At 66.3% G+C, this 16,853-nt stretch carries 15 protein-coding genes; 9 read left to right on the top strand and 6 right to left on the bottom strand.

The window, feature by feature from the left end; genetic code table 11:
• Positions 1 to 67: 67 nt before the first annotated feature.
• The gene (locus AC3ZI9_RS00745; RefSeq protein WP_489923733.1) at positions 68 to 1,414 is read right to left on the bottom strand and encodes a lipase family protein; all 1,347 of its coding nucleotides are present in this window, start codon (positions 1,412 to 1,414) and stop codon (positions 68 to 70) included.
• Between the two features lie 227 nt (positions 1,415 to 1,641).
• On the opposite strand from AC3ZI9_RS00745, the gene AC3ZI9_RS00740 reads away from it, so the two are divergent.
• Positions 1,642 to 3,699 (top strand): PhoX family protein, encoded by a 2,058-nt coding sequence (locus AC3ZI9_RS00740; RefSeq protein ID WP_444561714.1) that lies wholly within the window; start codon positions 1,642 to 1,644, stop codon positions 3,697 to 3,699.
• On the opposite strand, the gene AC3ZI9_RS00735 is transcribed toward AC3ZI9_RS00740, so the two are convergent.
• Together AC3ZI9_RS00735 and AC3ZI9_RS00730 are read right to left on the bottom strand one after the other, a co-directional pair.
• On the bottom strand, positions 3,656 to 4,810 hold the full coding sequence (locus AC3ZI9_RS00735) for a low temperature requirement protein A (protein ID WP_489923732.1): 1,155 nt from the start codon (positions 4,808 to 4,810) through the stop codon (positions 3,656 to 3,658). The genes AC3ZI9_RS00740 and AC3ZI9_RS00735 overlap by 44 nt on opposite strands.
• A 71-nt stretch (positions 4,811 to 4,881) precedes the next feature.
• Positions 4,882 to 5,481, bottom strand: coding sequence for a TrmH family RNA methyltransferase (locus AC3ZI9_RS00730; RefSeq protein WP_443384295.1), 600 nt, complete (start codon positions 5,479 to 5,481; stop codon positions 4,882 to 4,884).
• Positions 5,482 to 5,657: 176 nt separating this feature from the next.
• Here AC3ZI9_RS00730 and AC3ZI9_RS00725 point away from each other — a divergent pair, with 176 nt between their 5' ends.
• The 3 genes from AC3ZI9_RS00725 (at position 5,658) to AC3ZI9_RS00715 (ending at position 8,694) form a co-directional block, all read left to right on the top strand.
• Positions 5,658 to 6,701, top strand: a complete 1,044-nt coding sequence (locus AC3ZI9_RS00725) for a magnesium and cobalt transport protein CorA (protein ID WP_443384294.1) — start codon at positions 5,658 to 5,660, stop codon at positions 6,699 to 6,701.
• Between the two features lie 75 nt (positions 6,702 to 6,776).
• Positions 6,777 to 7,568, top strand: a complete 792-nt coding sequence (locus tag AC3ZI9_RS00720; protein WP_443384293.1) for an HAD-IIA family hydrolase — start codon at positions 6,777 to 6,779, stop codon at positions 7,566 to 7,568.
• Positions 7,569 to 7,659: 91 nt separating this feature from the next.
• Positions 7,660 to 8,694 (top strand): mechanosensitive ion channel family protein, encoded by a 1,035-nt coding sequence (locus AC3ZI9_RS00715; RefSeq protein WP_444561712.1) that lies wholly within the window; start codon positions 7,660 to 7,662, stop codon positions 8,692 to 8,694.
• Here the strand turns inward: AC3ZI9_RS00715 and pyrE are convergent.
• Positions 8,691 to 9,251 (bottom strand): orotate phosphoribosyltransferase, encoded by a 561-nt coding sequence (pyrE, locus tag AC3ZI9_RS00710; protein WP_443384296.1) that lies wholly within the window; start codon positions 9,249 to 9,251, stop codon positions 8,691 to 8,693. The genes AC3ZI9_RS00715 and pyrE overlap by 4 nt on opposite strands.
• 88 nt (positions 9,252 to 9,339) lie before the next feature.
• Between pyrE and AC3ZI9_RS00705 the strand changes: the two genes are divergently transcribed.
• Both AC3ZI9_RS00705 and AC3ZI9_RS00700 read left to right on the top strand, forming a co-directional pair.
• The gene (locus AC3ZI9_RS00705; RefSeq protein WP_443384297.1) at positions 9,340 to 9,783 is read left to right on the top strand and encodes a MarR family winged helix-turn-helix transcriptional regulator; all 444 of its coding nucleotides are present in this window, start codon (positions 9,340 to 9,342) and stop codon (positions 9,781 to 9,783) included.
• A complete protein-coding gene (locus AC3ZI9_RS00700) occupies positions 9,780 to 11,438 on the top strand; it encodes a stealth family protein (protein ID WP_444561711.1) in 1,659 nt (552 codons plus the stop codon). The genes AC3ZI9_RS00705 and AC3ZI9_RS00700 overlap by 4 nt, the downstream gene beginning before the upstream one ends.
• Here AC3ZI9_RS00700 and AC3ZI9_RS00695 read toward each other — a convergent pair.
• Together AC3ZI9_RS00695 and AC3ZI9_RS00690 are read right to left on the bottom strand one after the other, a co-directional pair.
• Entirely contained in the window at positions 11,371 to 12,408 is a 1,038-nt protein-coding gene (locus AC3ZI9_RS00695) for a phosphodiesterase (RefSeq protein ID WP_444561710.1), read from the bottom strand. The two genes, AC3ZI9_RS00700 and AC3ZI9_RS00695, sit on opposite strands and share 68 nt — an antisense overlap.
• A gap of 104 nt (positions 12,409 to 12,512) precedes the next feature.
• Positions 12,513 to 13,505, bottom strand: a complete 993-nt coding sequence (locus AC3ZI9_RS00690) for an IS481 family transposase (protein ID WP_489923507.1) — start codon at positions 13,503 to 13,505, stop codon at positions 12,513 to 12,515.
• A 137-nt stretch (positions 13,506 to 13,642) separates the two neighbouring features.
• Here AC3ZI9_RS00690 and nadE point away from each other — a divergent pair, with 137 nt between their 5' ends.
• The 3 genes from nadE to AC3ZI9_RS00675 all read left to right on the top strand — a co-directional run bounded on the left by nadE (position 13,643) and on the right by AC3ZI9_RS00675 (position 16,833).
• The gene (gene nadE / locus AC3ZI9_RS00685; RefSeq protein ID WP_444561694.1) at positions 13,643 to 14,476 is read left to right on the top strand and encodes an NAD(+) synthase; all 834 of its coding nucleotides are present in this window, start codon (positions 13,643 to 13,645) and stop codon (positions 14,474 to 14,476) included.
• A gap of 102 nt (positions 14,477 to 14,578) precedes the next feature.
• A complete protein-coding gene (locus tag AC3ZI9_RS00680) occupies positions 14,579 to 16,318 on the top strand; it encodes an AMP-binding protein (protein WP_444554752.1) in 1,740 nt (579 codons plus the stop codon).
• On the top strand, positions 16,315 to 16,833 hold the full coding sequence (locus tag AC3ZI9_RS00675) for a MarR family winged helix-turn-helix transcriptional regulator (protein ID WP_444554751.1): 519 nt from the start codon (positions 16,315 to 16,317) through the stop codon (positions 16,831 to 16,833). Before AC3ZI9_RS00680 ends, AC3ZI9_RS00675 begins: the two co-directional genes overlap by 4 nt.
• Positions 16,834 to 16,853 lie beyond the last annotated feature (20 nt).

Raw genomic sequence — 16,853 nt, 5'->3', positions numbered from 1 at the left:
AGTAGACATCGTTGGCTAGGTCCATCCTACCGACATGCGATCAAAGCCACACCAGCGTGTGACGGGCTCAGAGACGCCAGCAGCTGGACAGCTGGCGCTTTCCGTCGAATCGGCTCTTCAGGAAGTGCAGGGCACGCGGCACGGCGGCAATATAGCCACCGATATGTGCCGGGCCGGCCGTCGCATCCCAGGAGACGTTGACCCCCTGGGCGCACCAACGCTTCGCTAGGTCCCGTCCCGTGGCATAGGGAATGACGTCATCGAGCAAACTGTGGGACAGCAAGACCGGGACCTCCGGCTTGCGGCCCACCCCGATTTCTTGTTCCTTCAGCGCGGCCTTGAAGCGGGGTTCGTCCGCCACATCACTGAGCTTCTTGCCACTCTTGGTCAATTTCGCCGTATCGACGAAGGCATGGCTTCCAATGGCTTCGATCGTGCATTCGCTCCGGGCAGCGTTCATTTCCTTCATGCCCTCGGCGTTCAGGTACGACGCGGGCGCCAAGCCGTTGGTGGTGCCCACTCCATCGATCGCGAACAGCAGGAAGGCCGTGTAGAGGCCGGAATCCAAGCTGTCGGCCACCTCGCTCAGATCGGCGGGGACGGCGCCGGCGAAGGCACCCCGGAGCTTCATGTCCGGCGCGTATTCGGGGGCCAGCTCTGCTGCCGCCGCACTGGCACCTCCACCTTGGGAGTAGCCCACCAAGGCCACAGGGTTCCCTGCATCAAGACCATCCACGCCCAACCCCTGGGCCGCACGCACCCCGTCGAGTAGTGCATGGCCTTGCGAGGCCCGTGCCATGAAGGTGTGAGATCCGGGGGTTCCCAGCCCCTCGTAGTCGGTGATGGCCAGGGCGTAGCCGGATTCCAGCAACGCAGCCATCATCGGCCCCTCGTATTCCTGCCCCACCCCCATCTGGCGGGACGGCGCACACTTATCGGCCAAGCCCTGGGTGCCCACGGCGTAACCGATCACCGGACGCTCACCGGAGCCGGCCCACTTCTTCTTCGGCACCAGCACGGTCCCGGTCACCGCCATGGCATCCCCGTGGCTGTCGGTGGATTTGTACATCATCCGCGTCACGGTCGCGTTCGGGCGGATGAGCTTGACCGGGTCCAGGAAGAAGTCGGCAGGTTCGCTGCGCACCACCGCTCCGTCGGCTTCCGGCAGGGTCGCCGGTGGGGTGTAGAAATCCGGGTCCACGCTGTTCGAAAGCTGCTCCAGCTTCTCCTGACGCTGCACGTCTCCGGGATCGGCGGCGTCGGTCTTCTCGATGGAGGCCGGGTCCGAGGGAGCGGACGTCGCCGCGGCTGCCGGGCCGAGCCCTGCGAACAACAGGGACGAGGCGGCAACACAGGAGAAGAGCACGCGGAGTCGACTTGACTGGGACACGGGGGGCGTTCGGACAGGGGACATATTCGCTCCTTGTGACGGATGGCCATGGATCGGTACGCAAAATGACAAAGCAATGACCTGATCCGTACATTACTGATGAGTAACTAGTGACTCAGTTCACACCCTAGAGCGCCGGTTGTCGGAATGGAAGACCCGTGTCCTCCCGGATTTCAACTTCCCGTCGCCGCCGGTTCATCCGGCGCTGACACGGTGAAGGCGATTCCAGCTCCCGCTCCGAAAGGTTCACGATGACTCCCGGCAACCGGACCCTCCTGCCCATGCTCGGCCACACGCGCGGCAAGCGCAGCCCGGTCACCTGCGCCCTGAAATGCGACAACGCCTGCTCCAAGGCCGTCTGCAACACCTCCTCGAACGACTATTTCCGCGATATCGTCTCGGCCCAAATGACGCGTCGCTCGGCGTTGGGACTCGGGGCCGCCGGAGCCCTCAGCGCAGCCGTCGTGGCCTTCGGCGGGGCCGATACGGCCGTTGCCGGGCCGGTGCCCACCGGCCGCCCGGCCCGGCACGGACGACTGGACTTCACCCCCATCAAACCGGTCGACGCCGCCATCGACGTGTTCGATGTCCCCGAAGGCTTCGAATGGACGCCGATCATCCGCTGGGGAGATCCCCTGTTCCGCCACACACCGGACTTCGACTTCGATGATCAGAGCCCCAAGGCACAGGCCCAGCAGTTCGGCTACAACAACGACTACACCGACATCCTCCGCTCGAAGAACGGCAAGAAGGCCGTCCTGGTGTGCAACCACGAATACGTCAATCCGGGAATCATGTTCCCGGCGGCCCCGGGCACCACGGCCGAGGAGCGCCGCCGCCGCAACATCTTCCGTCAGGCGGTGGGCCTGAGCGTGGTGGAACTGGAACGCAGGACGAAGGGGACGCCCTGGGAATACATCCGGGGCGGGCGACGCAACCGCAGGATCACCCTGGACACCGAATTCGAGCTGACCGGACCGGTCGCCGGTTCGGAACTGGTGAAGACCCGGCGCGATCAGCGCGGCCGCTTCGTCGAAGGCACGCTAGGCAACTGCTCGGGCGGGACCACCCCGTGGGGCACCATCCTGTCCGGGGAGGAGAACTTCAATGGCTTCTTCCGCACGAACGGGACCTCGGCCGAGGACAAGCGGTACGGGCTCGAGAACAAGGCCACCTCCATGGGTTGGGAGCAGGAAGACCCACGTTTCGACGCCCGCGCCGAACGCTTCGCCAACGAGCCGAACCGTTTTGGATACATCGTGGAGATCGACCCCGAGGACCCCGATTCGACGCCGCGCAAACATACCAGCATGGGCCGGTTCAAACACGAGGGCGCCAACGTCATCGTTGCCGACAACGGGCACGTCGTGGCCTATATGGGGGACGACGAACGCTTCGACTACCTCTATAAGTTCGTGTCCAAACGCAAATACCGTAAGAACAACCGCCGGCACAACATGACCTTGCTGACCGAGGGCGACCTCTACGTGGCCCGCTTCACCGGCACGTCCGACGACGAGATCGACGGCTCCGGGGACGTCCCCTCCGATGGCGGATTCGACGGGACAGGTCGTTGGCTGCCGCTGGTCAAGGACGGTACGAGCCACGTTTCGGGCATGAGTATGGAGCAGGTCCTGGTCCACACCCGGCTGGCCGCCGACAAGGTCGGGCCCACCAAGATGGACCGGTGTGAAGATGTGGAACCGAGCCTGAAGAGCGGCAAGATCTACGTCGCGTGCACCAACAACTCCCAGCGTGGCACCTCAGGCCAGCAGAAGGCCGATGAGGTCAACCCGCGCACCGAAAACCGGGACGGGCATATCGTGGAGATCACCGAACACCGGGGCGGGCACACCGGGGACCGGTTCACCTGGGACCTGCTGATGCTGTGTGGCGATCCGGCGCAGGGGGATGCGACCTACTTCAGCGGCTTCCCCGCCGAGAAGGTCAGTCCGATCTCCTGCCCGGACAACGTGGCCTTCGATTCCCACGGAAACCTCTGGATCTCCACCGACGGCGCCCCCAGCGGCATCGGCTACAACGACGGCCTGTTCAAGGTCACCGTGGAGGGCAGGGACCGCGGGAAGGTCGAACAGTTCCTCTCGGTCCCCCGCGATGGAGAAACCTGCGGGCCGGTCATCCACGACGAGGAGTCGATGGTCTTCGTGGCGGTCCAGCACCCGGGCGAGGACGGTTCCTTCACGGACCTGCGCTCGCGTTTCCCGGACTACGTCCCTTCGGAGGCCCGCCCGGGCCCCGGTGAGGTCAGGGCACCACGCCCCTCGGTCGTCCAGGTGTACCGGCCGTAGTGCTGCGACGGCGGCGCCCCGCGGCGATGGCCACCACGGTGATCGCCGCGACCGCGCCGAGCTGCTGCGCCGTCCCCAGGCCCACCCCCACGGGGACGGTGCCCAGGCATCCGGCCGCCGCAATCAACCGCACCCGGGCGGGCCCGACCTGCAACGCCCAACGGAAAAGCCCCGTCGCGCCCAGGTACACCGCCACCCCGCCACCGACGAGCCACGCCGACACCACGGGGGCCGGGGACGACAGCTGACCCAGATCAAGTCTGATGCCGGCCGCGACACCGATGATCCCGATGATCATCAGCAGATGCGAGATGTCATAGCCGATCCGGGCCATCCACGACTGCCGCGGCCCGGACGCCGCGGCGAAGTGCTTTGCCGCGAGGTCGTCATCACCGACGAAGTAGGCCCACCACATGGCCGCGATGGCGGCCACCCCGAGCAGCCCCCCGGTGATGAGCGGGATATCGAGGGCCTGTGTCTGGGCCGCGAGTGCGACGGAGATAATCGACTCCCCCAGCACGATGATGATCATCAGCCCATGCCGTTCGGCGAAATTCCCGGGTCGGACCGCCAGACGGTGGCCGGAGGGTCGCAGATGGGAGGAGGCGAACAGGAGCGCCGCACCGCCGAACAGGATCCAGTCCCCCGCCCCGGTCACCCATCCTGCGGCGAGGACCATCAATGCGCCGGTGAGATTGACCGGCGCCACGAGTCTGATGGAGACGTCCTCCCGCGGGCCCTGCAACCACAAGAACCCCGCCAGATGCACCAGGGTCAGCAACAGGAAACCAATCCCCAACACGATGCCCGCCTCGCCAAAGGCCTGGGGTATCGCCTGTGAACAGACGAACAACGCGGCCATTCCGGCCAGGACGATCAGCCGTTGCAGGGTGCCCTCGGTCCCCATCGCGTTGGTCAACCAGGCGAATCCGCCATACATCCAAAACAGGATCGCCAGGATCAGGATCGCCTGGGCGATTCCTGCCGGGTCAGGGTGCAGGTCGATCACCTGCGTCACCTGGGTGACGGTGAAGACGAAGACCAGATCGAAGAAAAGTTCCAGGGTCGAGACATTCCCCGTCTCTGGAGCGGTCCCGGCCGGTACGGACATCGTCCACCTCCCTGGTGGGGCACGACCTCTCTCAGGTCAAGAATCCCACCGGAAGCGGCGCAGCGATACCTCTAGGCCGGCAATTGTCCGAAGACGTGGCGCCGGATCCAGGCGTGCATGGCGATCCCGGCCGCCGAGGCGGCATTGATGGAGCGGGTGGAACCGAACTGCTCGATGCTCAGCGTGGCATCGGCCACCGCATGGACCTCGTCGCTGAGGCCGGGGCCTTCCTGCCCGAACACCAGCACGCAATCACGGGGCAGGTCATAGGTCTCCAGCTGCTCCGAGTCCGGGAAGATGTCGACCCCGATGATGGCCAGGCCCTCGCCCTGGGCCCACTGGACGAAGTCCTCGACGCTGGGGTGGTGGCGCACATGCTGGTAGCGGTCGGTGACCATGGCCCCGCGCCGGTTCCACCGGCGTCGTCCAATGATGTGCACTTCCTTGGCCAGGAAGGCGTTGGCGGTGCGCACCACGGTGCCGATGTTCATGTCATGCTGCCAGTTCTCGATGGCGATATGGAAGTCGTGGCGGCGGGTGTCCAGATCCGCGACGATGGCCTCGTGCAGCCAATACCGGTACCGGTCCCCGACATTGCGGCGGTCCCCCTCCCGCAGCAGTTCAGGATCCCAATGCGCTCCGACGGGCCATTCCCCTTCCCAGGGGCCCACCCCGACTTCCGGTCGTTCCGCGGCTCCGGGGTCGGCGGCCGGAACCGCGTCCGGGGGTGGTGGGGAGGCAGGTTCGTGCGATGAGTGGTCCACCGTCCCAGCCTAATGCGTCAGCCGCGCACCGCAGGGCACGACGGTCGTCGGGGCAGATGGCAGAATATCCGCAGGAGGTGGTCATGGCCATTATCGATAACGGGATCTACGTCAACGGGCGTCGGGTGCACGATCCGTCGCAATTGGGGCACACCATGGCGCGGCTGCGCGAGCATTCCGGCATGGCCTGGCTGGGCCTCTACCGTCCCACCGAGGACGAGCTGCGATCCGTGGCCGATGAGCTCGAACTGCACCCGTTGGCCCTCGAGGACACCTTGAAGGGCCACCAGCGGGCAAAACTGGATCATTACGGGGACCACTCGCTGCTGGTGCTGCGACCGGCCCGCTATCTCGATGCCAGCGAGAAGGTCGAATTCGGGGAGCTGCACGTCTACATCGGGGAGGACTTCGTGGTGACGGTCCGCCACGCCGAATCCCCCGACCTGGCCCGGGTCCGCCACCGGATGGAAGAGGAGCCCGAACTGCTGGCCATGGGTCCACGGGCGGTGCTCTACGCGGTGCTCGACCAGGTCGTGGACGAATACGAGCCGGTCGTCGACGGCCTCTCCAACGACATCGACGAAATCGACGACCAACTCTTCTCGGGCACCCCCGACGTGTCCCGCCGGATCTACGAACTCTCCGGCGAAGTCATCGAACTGCAGCGGGCGACCGTCCCCTTGGAACGGATCCTGTCCATCCTGCGCCGGGACCTGGCCGGCGGGCAGCCGGTGGGGCCCGGCGGCCGACCGGCACCGTCCGTCGCCCGGGACGAGCAGCTGCTCGAACTGGACCACCGGTTCGCCGACGTCCAGGATCACGCCATCCGCGTCTCCGAGCGCATCGCCTCGTTCAGGGCCCTGCTGACCAATGCCCTGTCCTTGTCGGCGACCCTCGTCTCGCAGCAGGCCGCCCAGGCAGGGGTCGCGCAGAACGAACAGATGAAGAAGATCTCCTCCTGGGCGGCCATCCTGTTCGCCCCCAGCCTGATCGGCAGCATCTACGGGATGAACTTCACCCACATGCCCGAACTTGCCTTCACCTGGGCCTATCCGGCGGCCCTGGGGCTGATGGTGGGGCTGAGCGTCGGCCTGTACGTGGTGTTCAAACACAACAGGTGGCTGTAATTCCGGGTACGGCCCCCGTTCGTCCGACGGGATAGCGTTGACCCCGGAACCACCACGAGGCAGAAGAGGCTGAGAATGAGCACCGACGACCGCACACCCGCCGATATCGAATGCTGGCTGACCGACATGGACGGCGTCCTGGTCCATGAGAACAAGGCCATTCCCGGCGCGGCGGAGCTGATCGAACGCTGGGTATCGACCTCCAAACGCTTCCTCGTACTGACCAACAACTCCATCTACACCCCGCGCGATCTCTGCGCCCGGTTGGATGCCGCCGGACTGGTGATCCCCGAGGAGAACATCTGGACCTCGGCCATGGCCACCGCGGAGTTCCTGCGCCGCCAGTCACCGGGGGGAAAGGCCTTCGTCATCGGCGAGGCCGGACTGACCACCGCATTGCACGACGCCGGTTTCATCCTCACGGACCGAAATCCCGATTTCGTGGTGTTGGGGGAAACCCGCACCTATTCCTTCGAGGCCATCACCCGGGCGATCCGGCTGATCGCCCAGGGCGCGCGGTTCATCACGACCAACCCCGATGCCACCGGCCCCTCCCCCGAAGGCGTCATGCCCGCCACCGGGGCCGTCGCGGCACTGATCAGCCAGGCGACGGACCGGCAGCCCTACGTGGTCGGCAAGCCGAACCCGATGATGTTCCGTTCGGCACTGAACCGGATCCAGGCCCACTCGGAGACCACCGCGATGATCGGGGACCGGATGGACACCGATATCGTCGCCGGGATGGAGGCCGGACTGTATACGGTGCTGGTCCACTCGGGCATCACCCAGCCCGAGGACATCGAACGCTTCCCCTTCCGGCCAGACACTGTTTTCCCCTCGGTCGCCGAACTCCTCCCCCGGCTCTAGGGCACCGGGCGGCCGGCCGGCCCTGTTGATCTGCTCACCTCCGACCCTCCCCGGCTTGCCCCGCCCCGCCGCAAGCCCCTAGTTTCGACATATGCCCCTGTCGTTTTCCCTTGATTCCCCCGCCGACACCTCACCGCTGCTGGACTGGTCCTTCTGGCTGGACCGCCCGCTGAAGATCGCGATCGTCATCGTCATCGGCGTGGCGCTGAACTTCATCATCCGCCGTCTCATCCGCCGAACCACCGAACACATCGCCGCCGGTGAGGCCGCCGCCCTGTCCAAGGAGCACCGGAAGTCCGAGAAGAGCGGGCGGCGCTGGCTGGTGCAGGAGTCCCCGATCGCGGTGGCCCGGCGGACCCAGCGGGCCCAGACCGTCGGGTCGGTCCTGCGCTCTGTCACCACGATCATCATCACCGCGGTCGTCCTGCTGACCGTGCTCTCCCAGCTGGGCATCAACATGGCCCCGATCCTGGCCAGTGCCGGCGTAGTCGGTGTCGCGTTGGGCTTCGGCGCCCAGGCCCTGGTCAAGGACTACCTCTCGGGAATCTTCCTGGTCGCCGAGGACCAGTTCGGCATCGGCGACTACGTGGATCTCGGCGAGGCCTCCGGCGAGGTCGAGGCCGTGGGTTTGCGCATCACCCAGGTCCGTGACGTCGATGGCAGCCTCTGGCACGTCCGCAACGGCGAGATCCTGCGGGTGGGCAACTTCTCCCAGGGCTGGGCCCGCGCGGTCCTGGACGTCCCGGTCCCCTACGACTCGAAGATGCCCGAGGTCAACGACCTGATCCTCGCCTCGGCCCAACGGCTCCAGTCCGACCCGAAGTGGTCCCGTGAGATCCTGGACGACCCCGAGATCTGGGGGGTCCAGGACCTGAGCGGGGAGTCCATCACCATCCGGCTGGTCTTCCGTACCCGTCCGTTGCAGCAGTGGGCGGTGGCCCGGGCGATGCGGGCCCAGCTCAAGGCCGACCTCGATGCGGCAGGGGTGCGGATCCCGCTGGTCCAGCAGACCATCATCCGTGCGGCGAACCCCGAGGGCTTCACCACCGCGCATGCCGGGACCGGCCCCACCCCCGAGACGGACCCCGCCAACCCGACCGGCGAGCCGGAGGCCCACCCGGACTAGAGGCCGAGCTCCTCCTTGCCGTAGGCGAAGAAGTAGGGAACCCCGGCCTCGGACTCGATGCGTTCCTTCGAGCCGGTGTCACGGTCCACGATCACCGCGACGGCCACGACGTGGCCCCCGGCCGCCCGGACGCCTTCGACGGCGGTGAGCGCCGAGCCGCCGGTGGTGGAGGTGTCCTCCAAGACCACGACGTTGCGCCCCGAGACCTCGGGGCCTTCGACCTGGCGGCCCATCCCGTAGGACTTCTGCGCCTTGCGGACCACGAAGGCATCCACCGCGCGGCCGGCCCGCCCGGCGGCGTGCATCACGGCGGTGCCGACGGGGTCGGCCCCCATGGTGAGGCCACCGGCGTTGGTGAAGTCGATCCCCGCATCATCGAGCAGATCGAGCATGACCTCCCCGACCAATGGTGCCGCCTCGTGGTGCAGGGTGATCCGGCGCAGGTCGATGTAGTAGTCGGCCTCCTTGCCGGAGGAGAGAGTGACCTTGCCGCGGACCACGGCGAGTTCGGTGACGAGTTCGAGCAGGCGGGCGCGGGCGGGGGTGTTCGAGGTCATGGACTTCATTCTAGGTCCCGTTGGACCGTGCAGGTCACGTCCGCATCGATGACGCGACAGCCGGTCCGTCCCGGGCTAGGGTGAAACCATGAACGCTCAACGACCGATCGGATACTGGCTCAAGCTGGTGGACTCGCTCATTTCCGAGCAGTTCGCCACCTCCCTGGAGGAGCACGGCGTCACGCGCCGGCAATGGCAGCTCCTGAACCTCCTGGGGTCCAAACCCCATACCTCCGCAGAACTCATGTCCGCACTGGCCCCGTTCTTCGACGAGGTCTCCCCCGAAGGCGAGCCGGCCTCCCCGGCAGAGCATCTGGCCGAACTTCTGGAATCCGGATGGGTCTCCCAGGACGGGGATTCCTACGCGCTGACCGACCGCGGCAACATCAGCCTGGAACGGCTCACCGAACTGGTCGAGGGCATGCGGGAGCGTTCCAGCGACGGAGTCACTCAGGAGCAGTACGAAACGACGATCGCGACCCTGCAACGCATGGCCACCAACCTGGGCTGGTCCGAGGCGGACCGCGCATGAACCCAGTCGACCCCACCACCGATCCGCTCGAGGCCACCCGGACGGCCCCGCATCCCGATGAGGTCTTCCACGGGACCCCGGAGGACGACGACGCGGCCTCCCCGGTCCGCGAAGTCACCTCGGCGGCGGCGATCGCCCGGTTCATGGAACGCACCGACGTCCTGCGTTCGGACGGTCGTTACGCCCTGGTGAATTCGACGATCACTCCGCATGAGGCGATGGTGACCGACCTGCTGTTCATCCGCGATGCCCTCGACGCCGCCTCGGTGGCCTACCTGCTGGTGCGCGGCAACGACGCCCGCCCGGTCATCGCCGTCTCCTGGGATGAGCGCAAGGCCATGCGCGCCGCCCTCGTGGCTGCCTGTCAGGACGAACCGTTCTACTCTTTGGCCGTCGACACCCGCAAGGGCAAGTCCCTGCTGGTGGCCGATGGCGCGTTGGCCCGGAAACCGAAGGCACGGATGTATCGGCTCTACCGTCCCCGGATCGAACCGGCCGGCGGTCTGGCCTTCGGGGCCTCCACCGGGGTGCAGATCGAATTATGGCAGTGGAAGGACTCGGGGCTGCTGGATCTGCCCATGGAGAATTCGCTGACCCGGGCCACCCTGCCGGCGGACGAAGCGGTCCGCGGGACCGTCCACCGCTACGGCAGGGAATGGCCGACCATCGAGAACATGTTCGCCGATCACGCAGCGGACATCTCCTTCCCCATCGATATGGTCTTCTCCTGGGTCGACGGCAACGACCCCGAGCACCAGCGCTATCGCGCCTCCTTCATGGACGGCGTCGTGGTCGGCGAGGGGGATGATTCCGAGGCCCGCTACCGGCAGATCGACGAGCTGAAGTATGCCCTGCGCAGCGTCTACATGTTCGCGCCCTGGGTCAGGCACATCTACATCGCCACCGATTCACCCATCCCTGCCTGGTTGGATGCCGACCATCCACGCATCTCCGTGGTGCGGGCCCCCGACCACTTCCGCGACCCCACGGTGCTGCCCACCTTCAACTCCCAGGCCGTGGAGTCGCAGCTGCAGCACATCGACGGGCTCTCCGAACACTTCCTGTACTCCAACGACGACATGTTCGTGGGGCGCCCGCTGGGCCCGGATACGTTCTTCTCCCCCGGCGGGATCACCAAGTTCATCGAGGCCGGAACCCGGATCGGGTTGGGCGATAACCATCTGGACCGTTCGGGCTTCGAGAATTCGGCCCGGGTGAACCGGCGGCTGCTCAACGACCGGTTCGGGCGCATCACCACCCGCCACCTCGAGCACACCGCGGCTCCCTTGCGACGCAGCGTGCTCAAGGAGCTCGAAGAGGTCTTCTCCGAGGAGTTCGCGGCGACGGCGGCCAGCAGGTTCCGCGCCAAGGACAACATCTCGGTCACCAATTCGCTCTACCACTACTACGCGTTGCTGACCGGCCGTGCCGTGACCAAGGAGAAGGCGAAGGTGAAGTACGTGGACACCACCATGTATTCGGGCCTGGACGCACTGCGCAAGCTGTTGAAGAAACGCAACCAGGACTTCTTCTGCCTCAATGACGGGTCCTTCCCCGAGGTCCCCGCCCGGGAACGCCAGGAAGTGGTCACCGACTTCCTGCAGGCCTACTTCCCGCTGGCCGCCCCGTGGGAGGTGGCCCGGACCGACCGGTAGCATCCTGCGCCGCCGCGGCACCGCCATCATGCCCGGTGGCCGGGGTGCCGATGGAGTGGGGGCTCCGGCCCACGGTATCGGGGTCGATGCCGTGTTCACGCAGGATCGCGGCCACCGCCTCCGGTTCCACGACATCTCCAACACTGACACCGCTGGCCACCGGGACCACCGAATGCACCACGGTCTCGGGGAGCACGTGCACCAGGTTGTAGCCTTGGGCCTCGTCGCGTCCGCGGGTGGTGTGGATCCCCCGCACCGGATCGGCTCGTGCTGCCAGATCCTGGGTGTAACAGCTCGCCGAGGCCACCGATACAGGGATTCCGGCGAAGGTCCCGAACGTCGAGTAGTGCAGGTGCCCGGCCAGAATGGCGCGCACATCGCTGCCGGTCAGCACCTCGGCCAGCCGCGCCTGGCCCCGCAGTTCCACCAGGATGGCCAGCGGTTGGACACTGGCGATCGGTGGATGATGCATGGACAGGATGGTCCCGTCGGGGGCCGGGGTGGCCAATTCGGCTTCGAGCCACCGCAACTGGGCGTCCTCGAGGTGGCCATGGTGGGAGCCGGGAACCGTGGTGTCCAGGGTGATCAGGCGTAGCCCGCCCAGCCAGAAGACGTGGTCCAGCGGGGTGGTGTCTGCCGGCTCGCCGAGCAGTTCGGTACGCAGGTTCGACCGGTCGTCATGGTTGCCTGCGGCCCAGAGGATCCTGGTCCCCAACCGTTCGGCCGCCGGTTCCAGGATCGAGCGCAGGGTGGCGTAGGCGTCGGGTTCCCCCTTGTCCGCCAGGTCTCCGGTGACCACGAGGGCGTCGGGACGCACCCCGGAGGCCTCCAGCCGGTCCACGAGCGAACGCAGCCGTCCGATGCTGTCCAGCGTATCGGCCAACAAATGGCCCCCGCCTCGAACATGGGTGTCACTCAAATGGATGAGCACTCGGTCCGGAGCGGGGTGCTCCGGGCGGATGGGTTCCATGGCCGCTTTCCTCACGCAGGTGGTACGCCTTACCGCACCCACTATTCCCCATCCGGGGCCGGTTCGGCGACGAAACGCCACGGTGATAGCACAACGGGGGCAGGCTAGGTGTACTGCCCATAGACGTTAGTTAAGCGGCTGATTGGTGGCTGGTTCCCGATTGCAGTGTGGGGCCTGTGGTGATTGTACGCATGGATCCAATCCGGCAGTGCTTCGCGGCGGGTGGCCTCGCTGCCATAGAACCTGGCGTAGGCCCAACCGTCGTTCAGGGTCCGATGGAACCGCTCGATTTTCCCATTGGTCTGGGGCCGGTAAGGGCGGGTCCGCTTGGGCGTGATGGCCAGCTCGGCGCAGGCGTCACGCCAGGCATGCGAGCGGTAGGCGGACCCATTATCAGATAGCACGCGCTCCACGACGACGTCACGGGCAGCGAACCACGCCACGGCCCGTTCCAGTACCGCGATGGCCGTTACCGACTTCTCATCATCATGAATCTCGGCATAGGCGATACGCGAGTGATCATCGATGACCGTGTGCACGAAGGCGGTTCCCATTTTCGGGGTGTGGTTCGCATTGCGGGGCTTGTCCGGGGTTGCTGCACGGTTCTTGTCTCCGGCCTGCCGGCCCACGAACCGGTGCCCGCCGCCGTCGGGAATATTGCCGAATTTGGTGACGTCCACGTGGATCATCGATCCCGGATAGGGGTGCTCATAGCGGCGGATTTTCTCACCGGTGACCCGGTCGATATAGCGCAGCCTGTTGATCCGGCAACGTACCAGCACTGCGTGCACCGTCGAGGCAGCCAGGCCCAGCCGGTAGGCGATCTGGACGGGCCCCAAGCGCTTGCGCCAGCGCAGTGCCACGATTTGTTTGACCGCTGCCTGCGGGGTGCGTGCAGGACTTGTCCGGGGTCTGCTGGGCTTGTCAGCCATCCCGGCCGCGCCGTGGGCTCGGTAGCGGTCGGCCCAGCGTTTGGCGGTGGGCCAGGAGACCATGAACATCTTCGCTGCGGTGGAGACGCTCCACTGCTGGTCAACGATGAGCTTGGCGATTCTCAGACGTGCTTTGGGGGTCAGGGCTGCATTAGCGTGGGACATGAAGGCCTCCTGTTTGTGAAGCGGTTTCTTAGACAGCTCCACTCCACATCGGGGGGCCTTCGTCATCCCATCAATTCAGACCGTGTCGTCGCACGAGTTCAACCAACGTTGCTGGGCAGTACAGCTAGGCTGATTCCATGCGCGATATGCAGGCACGGATCATCAGTGAAATGGGCGTCAAGGCCACCATCGACCCGCAGGAAGAGGTCACGCGGCGGGTGGCGTTCCTGCGGGACTACCTGGAGGCCACCGGCACCAGGGGCTTCGTGCTGGGCATCTCGGGAGGCCTGGATTCCACCCTCGCCGGACGTTTGGCGCAATTGGCCGTAGAGGCCGCGGCCCGGGACGGGGACGACGTGGATTTCGTGGCAGTCCGCCTGCCCTACGGCACCCAGACCGATGAGGACGACGCCGCGGCGGCGATGGAGTTCATCGCCCCGAAGACCGCCTGGACCTATGACATCAAGCCCGGGGTCGACGCCCTGGCCGCGGAATATGTGAAGACCACGAGCGAAACGATCAGCGACTTCACCAAGGGCAATATCAAGGCCCGGCTACGCATGACCGCCCAGTACGCGTTGGCCGGCCAACACGGGCATCTGGTCATCGGCACCGACCATGCGGCCGAATCGGTCACCGGGTTCTTCACGAAATTCGGCGACGGGGCGGCCGACCTCCTGCCGTTGTACGGACTGGATAAGCGGCAGAACCGCCAACTGCTGCGCCATCTGGGGGCCAGCGAGCGGCTCTGGGCCAAACCCCCGACGGCGGATCTGCTGGACGGGACCCCGCTGCGCACCGACGAGGACGAATTGGGCCTGGCCTATGACGACATCGACGACTACCTCGAAGGACGTCCGGTGCCGGAGGCCGTCGCCGAAGCCATCGAGACCCGGTTCCTGCGCAGCCGTCATAAACGCACCACCCCCGTGTCACTTCTCGATGATTGGTGGACCCGAGGCGCCGACTGAAGGACGGATCCTCCACAACCCTTCCAAGCAGTAGGATGTCCACGTATATTTTGGGGAACGCCTCGTCGGGGATGGCCCCGGCGCCCCGACGAAAGGTGGAACATGACCGTCACCGACCAGTTCCGTGAAGCCCGCGACCGCCTCGTCTCCCTGCGGGGGGACCAGGCCAAGGCCCGGAAGGAATTCCGTTGGCCCGAGTTCGCCGAATTCAACTTCGGGCTGGATTGGTTCGACGCCGTCGCCGCCACCAGGGAACGGGCCGACACCCCGGCGTTGATCATCGTCGAGAAGGACGGCTCCTCCACCCGCAGGACCTGGGCCGAGCTATCCGAACGCTCCGGCCAGGTCGCCAACTGGATGCGCAGCGTGGGCTTCTCCCGCGGCGACAAGGCGATCCTGATGCTGGGCAACCAGGTGGAGTTGTGGGAGATCATGCTGGCGGCCATCAAGCTGGGCATCGTCATGATCCCGACCACCACCCAGATGGGGCCTGCCGATCTGGCGGACCGGGTCGAACGCGGTGGCGCCAGCTGGGCCATCGCCGGCACCACCGATCTGCCCAAATTCGCCGACGTGCCCGGGGACTACCGGTTGATCGCCATCGGGGACGCCCCCGCCCCCACCGCAGCGGGAGCCCCGGAGGTGCTGCCGTATTCGGCGTCGACCACGGCGCCGACCGGCTTCACCGCTGACGTACCCACCCGTGGTGACGAGACGCTGCTGCTGTATTTCACCTCCGGGACCACCTCGAAGGCCAAGCTGGTCGAGCATACCCATACCTCCTACCCGGTCGGGCACCTTTCGACGATGTACTGGATCGGCTTGGAACCCGGCGACGTGCACCTCAATGTCGCCTCCCCCGGTTGGGCCAAGCATGCGTGGTCGAATGTCTTCACCCCGTGGATCGCCGAGGCGACCGTCTTCATCTACAACTACGACAAATTCGACCCGGCGGCCCTGATGGATCAGATGGAGGCCGAGCAGGTCACCAGCTTCTGCGCCCCGCCCACGGTCTGGCGTCTACTCATCCAGGCGGATCTGACCCGGCTGAAGACCCCGCCGACGAAGGTCGTCTCCGCCGGGGAACCGCTCAACGCCGAAGTGATCGACCAGGTCCACCGCGCCTGGGGCCAACAGATCCGGGATGGCTTCGGCCAGACGGAGACCACCGTGCAGATCGCCAACTGCCCGGGCCAGCCGATGAAGATCGGTGCCATGGGCACCCCCCTGCCCGGTTACGACGTCGTCCTGGTCGACCAGGCCACCGGCGAAGAAGGCGATTTCGGGGAGATCTGCCTGCGCCTGGACCCCCGGCCGTTGGGGTTGATGAAGGCCTACTACGGCGATCAGGAGAAGACGGCAGCCGCCTTCCGCGACGGGTATTACCACACCGGGGATGTCGCCGAACGGGATGAGCGCGGGATCATCACCTACGTCGGCCGCGGCGATGACGTCTTCAAGTCCAGCGACTACCGGCTCAGCCCCTTCGAACTGGAGTCGGTGCTCATCGAGCACCCCGCGGTCGCCGAGGCCGCCGTCGTGCCCTCACCGGAGCCGATGAAGCTCAACGTGCCCAAGGCCTACGTCGTCCTGGCGGCCAGTTACGCCGCCGACGCCACGACGGCGGAGGACATCCTGGGCTACTGCCGGGAGCATCTCCCGGCGTTCAAGCGGATCCGCCGGCTGGAATTCGCTGAACTGCCCAAGACCATCTCGGGGAAGATCCGCCGGGTCGAGCTGCGCCGCAACGAAGAGCTGCGCCACGGCTCGGACACCCCTCCGCAGGGGCTGGGAGTGGAATACACGGACACCGATTTCCCGTCCCTGAAGGCGCGGGGATGAAGCCTCCACTCCCGTTCGACCCCATTGCCACGGCCCAACACAACTGGGAGGGCCAGGGGTGGACCGTCGAGGCGGCGCCGATGGCCGCCTTCACCGCGGTCATGCGCGCCCAGCAGATCCTGCTGCACCGCTGCGAGGCCGTGGTCAAGCCCTTCGGGCTGACCTTCGCCCGCTACGAGTTGCTGGCCCTGCTGTGGTTCTCGCGGACCGGTTCCCTGCCCATGGTCAAGGTCAGTGCCCTGCTGCAGGTCCACCCGACGTCGGTCACCAACGCAGTGGACCGGCTCGAGCGGGCCGGCTTCGTCGAACGCAGCCCGCACCCCACCGACGGCAGGACGACCCTGGTCTCGCTGACCGATCGCGGTCGGGACGTGGCAGCGCAGTCGACGGCGCAACTGAACTCCGTGGTGTTCTCGAATCCGGGGATGTCGGCCGCGGATATCAACGAACTGATCGAGATCCTCGGCCGCTTCCGTCGCGACGCCGGTGACTTCGAGGCGGAAACGGCCCCCTGACAGTTGCTGTCAGAGGGCCG

It is taken from the genome of Arthrobacter sp. AOP36-F1-5 (genome assembly GCF_058137995.1).
The sequence above is the reverse complement of the archived record's forward strand: the minus strand, read 5'-3'. Positions and strand labels throughout refer to the sequence as shown.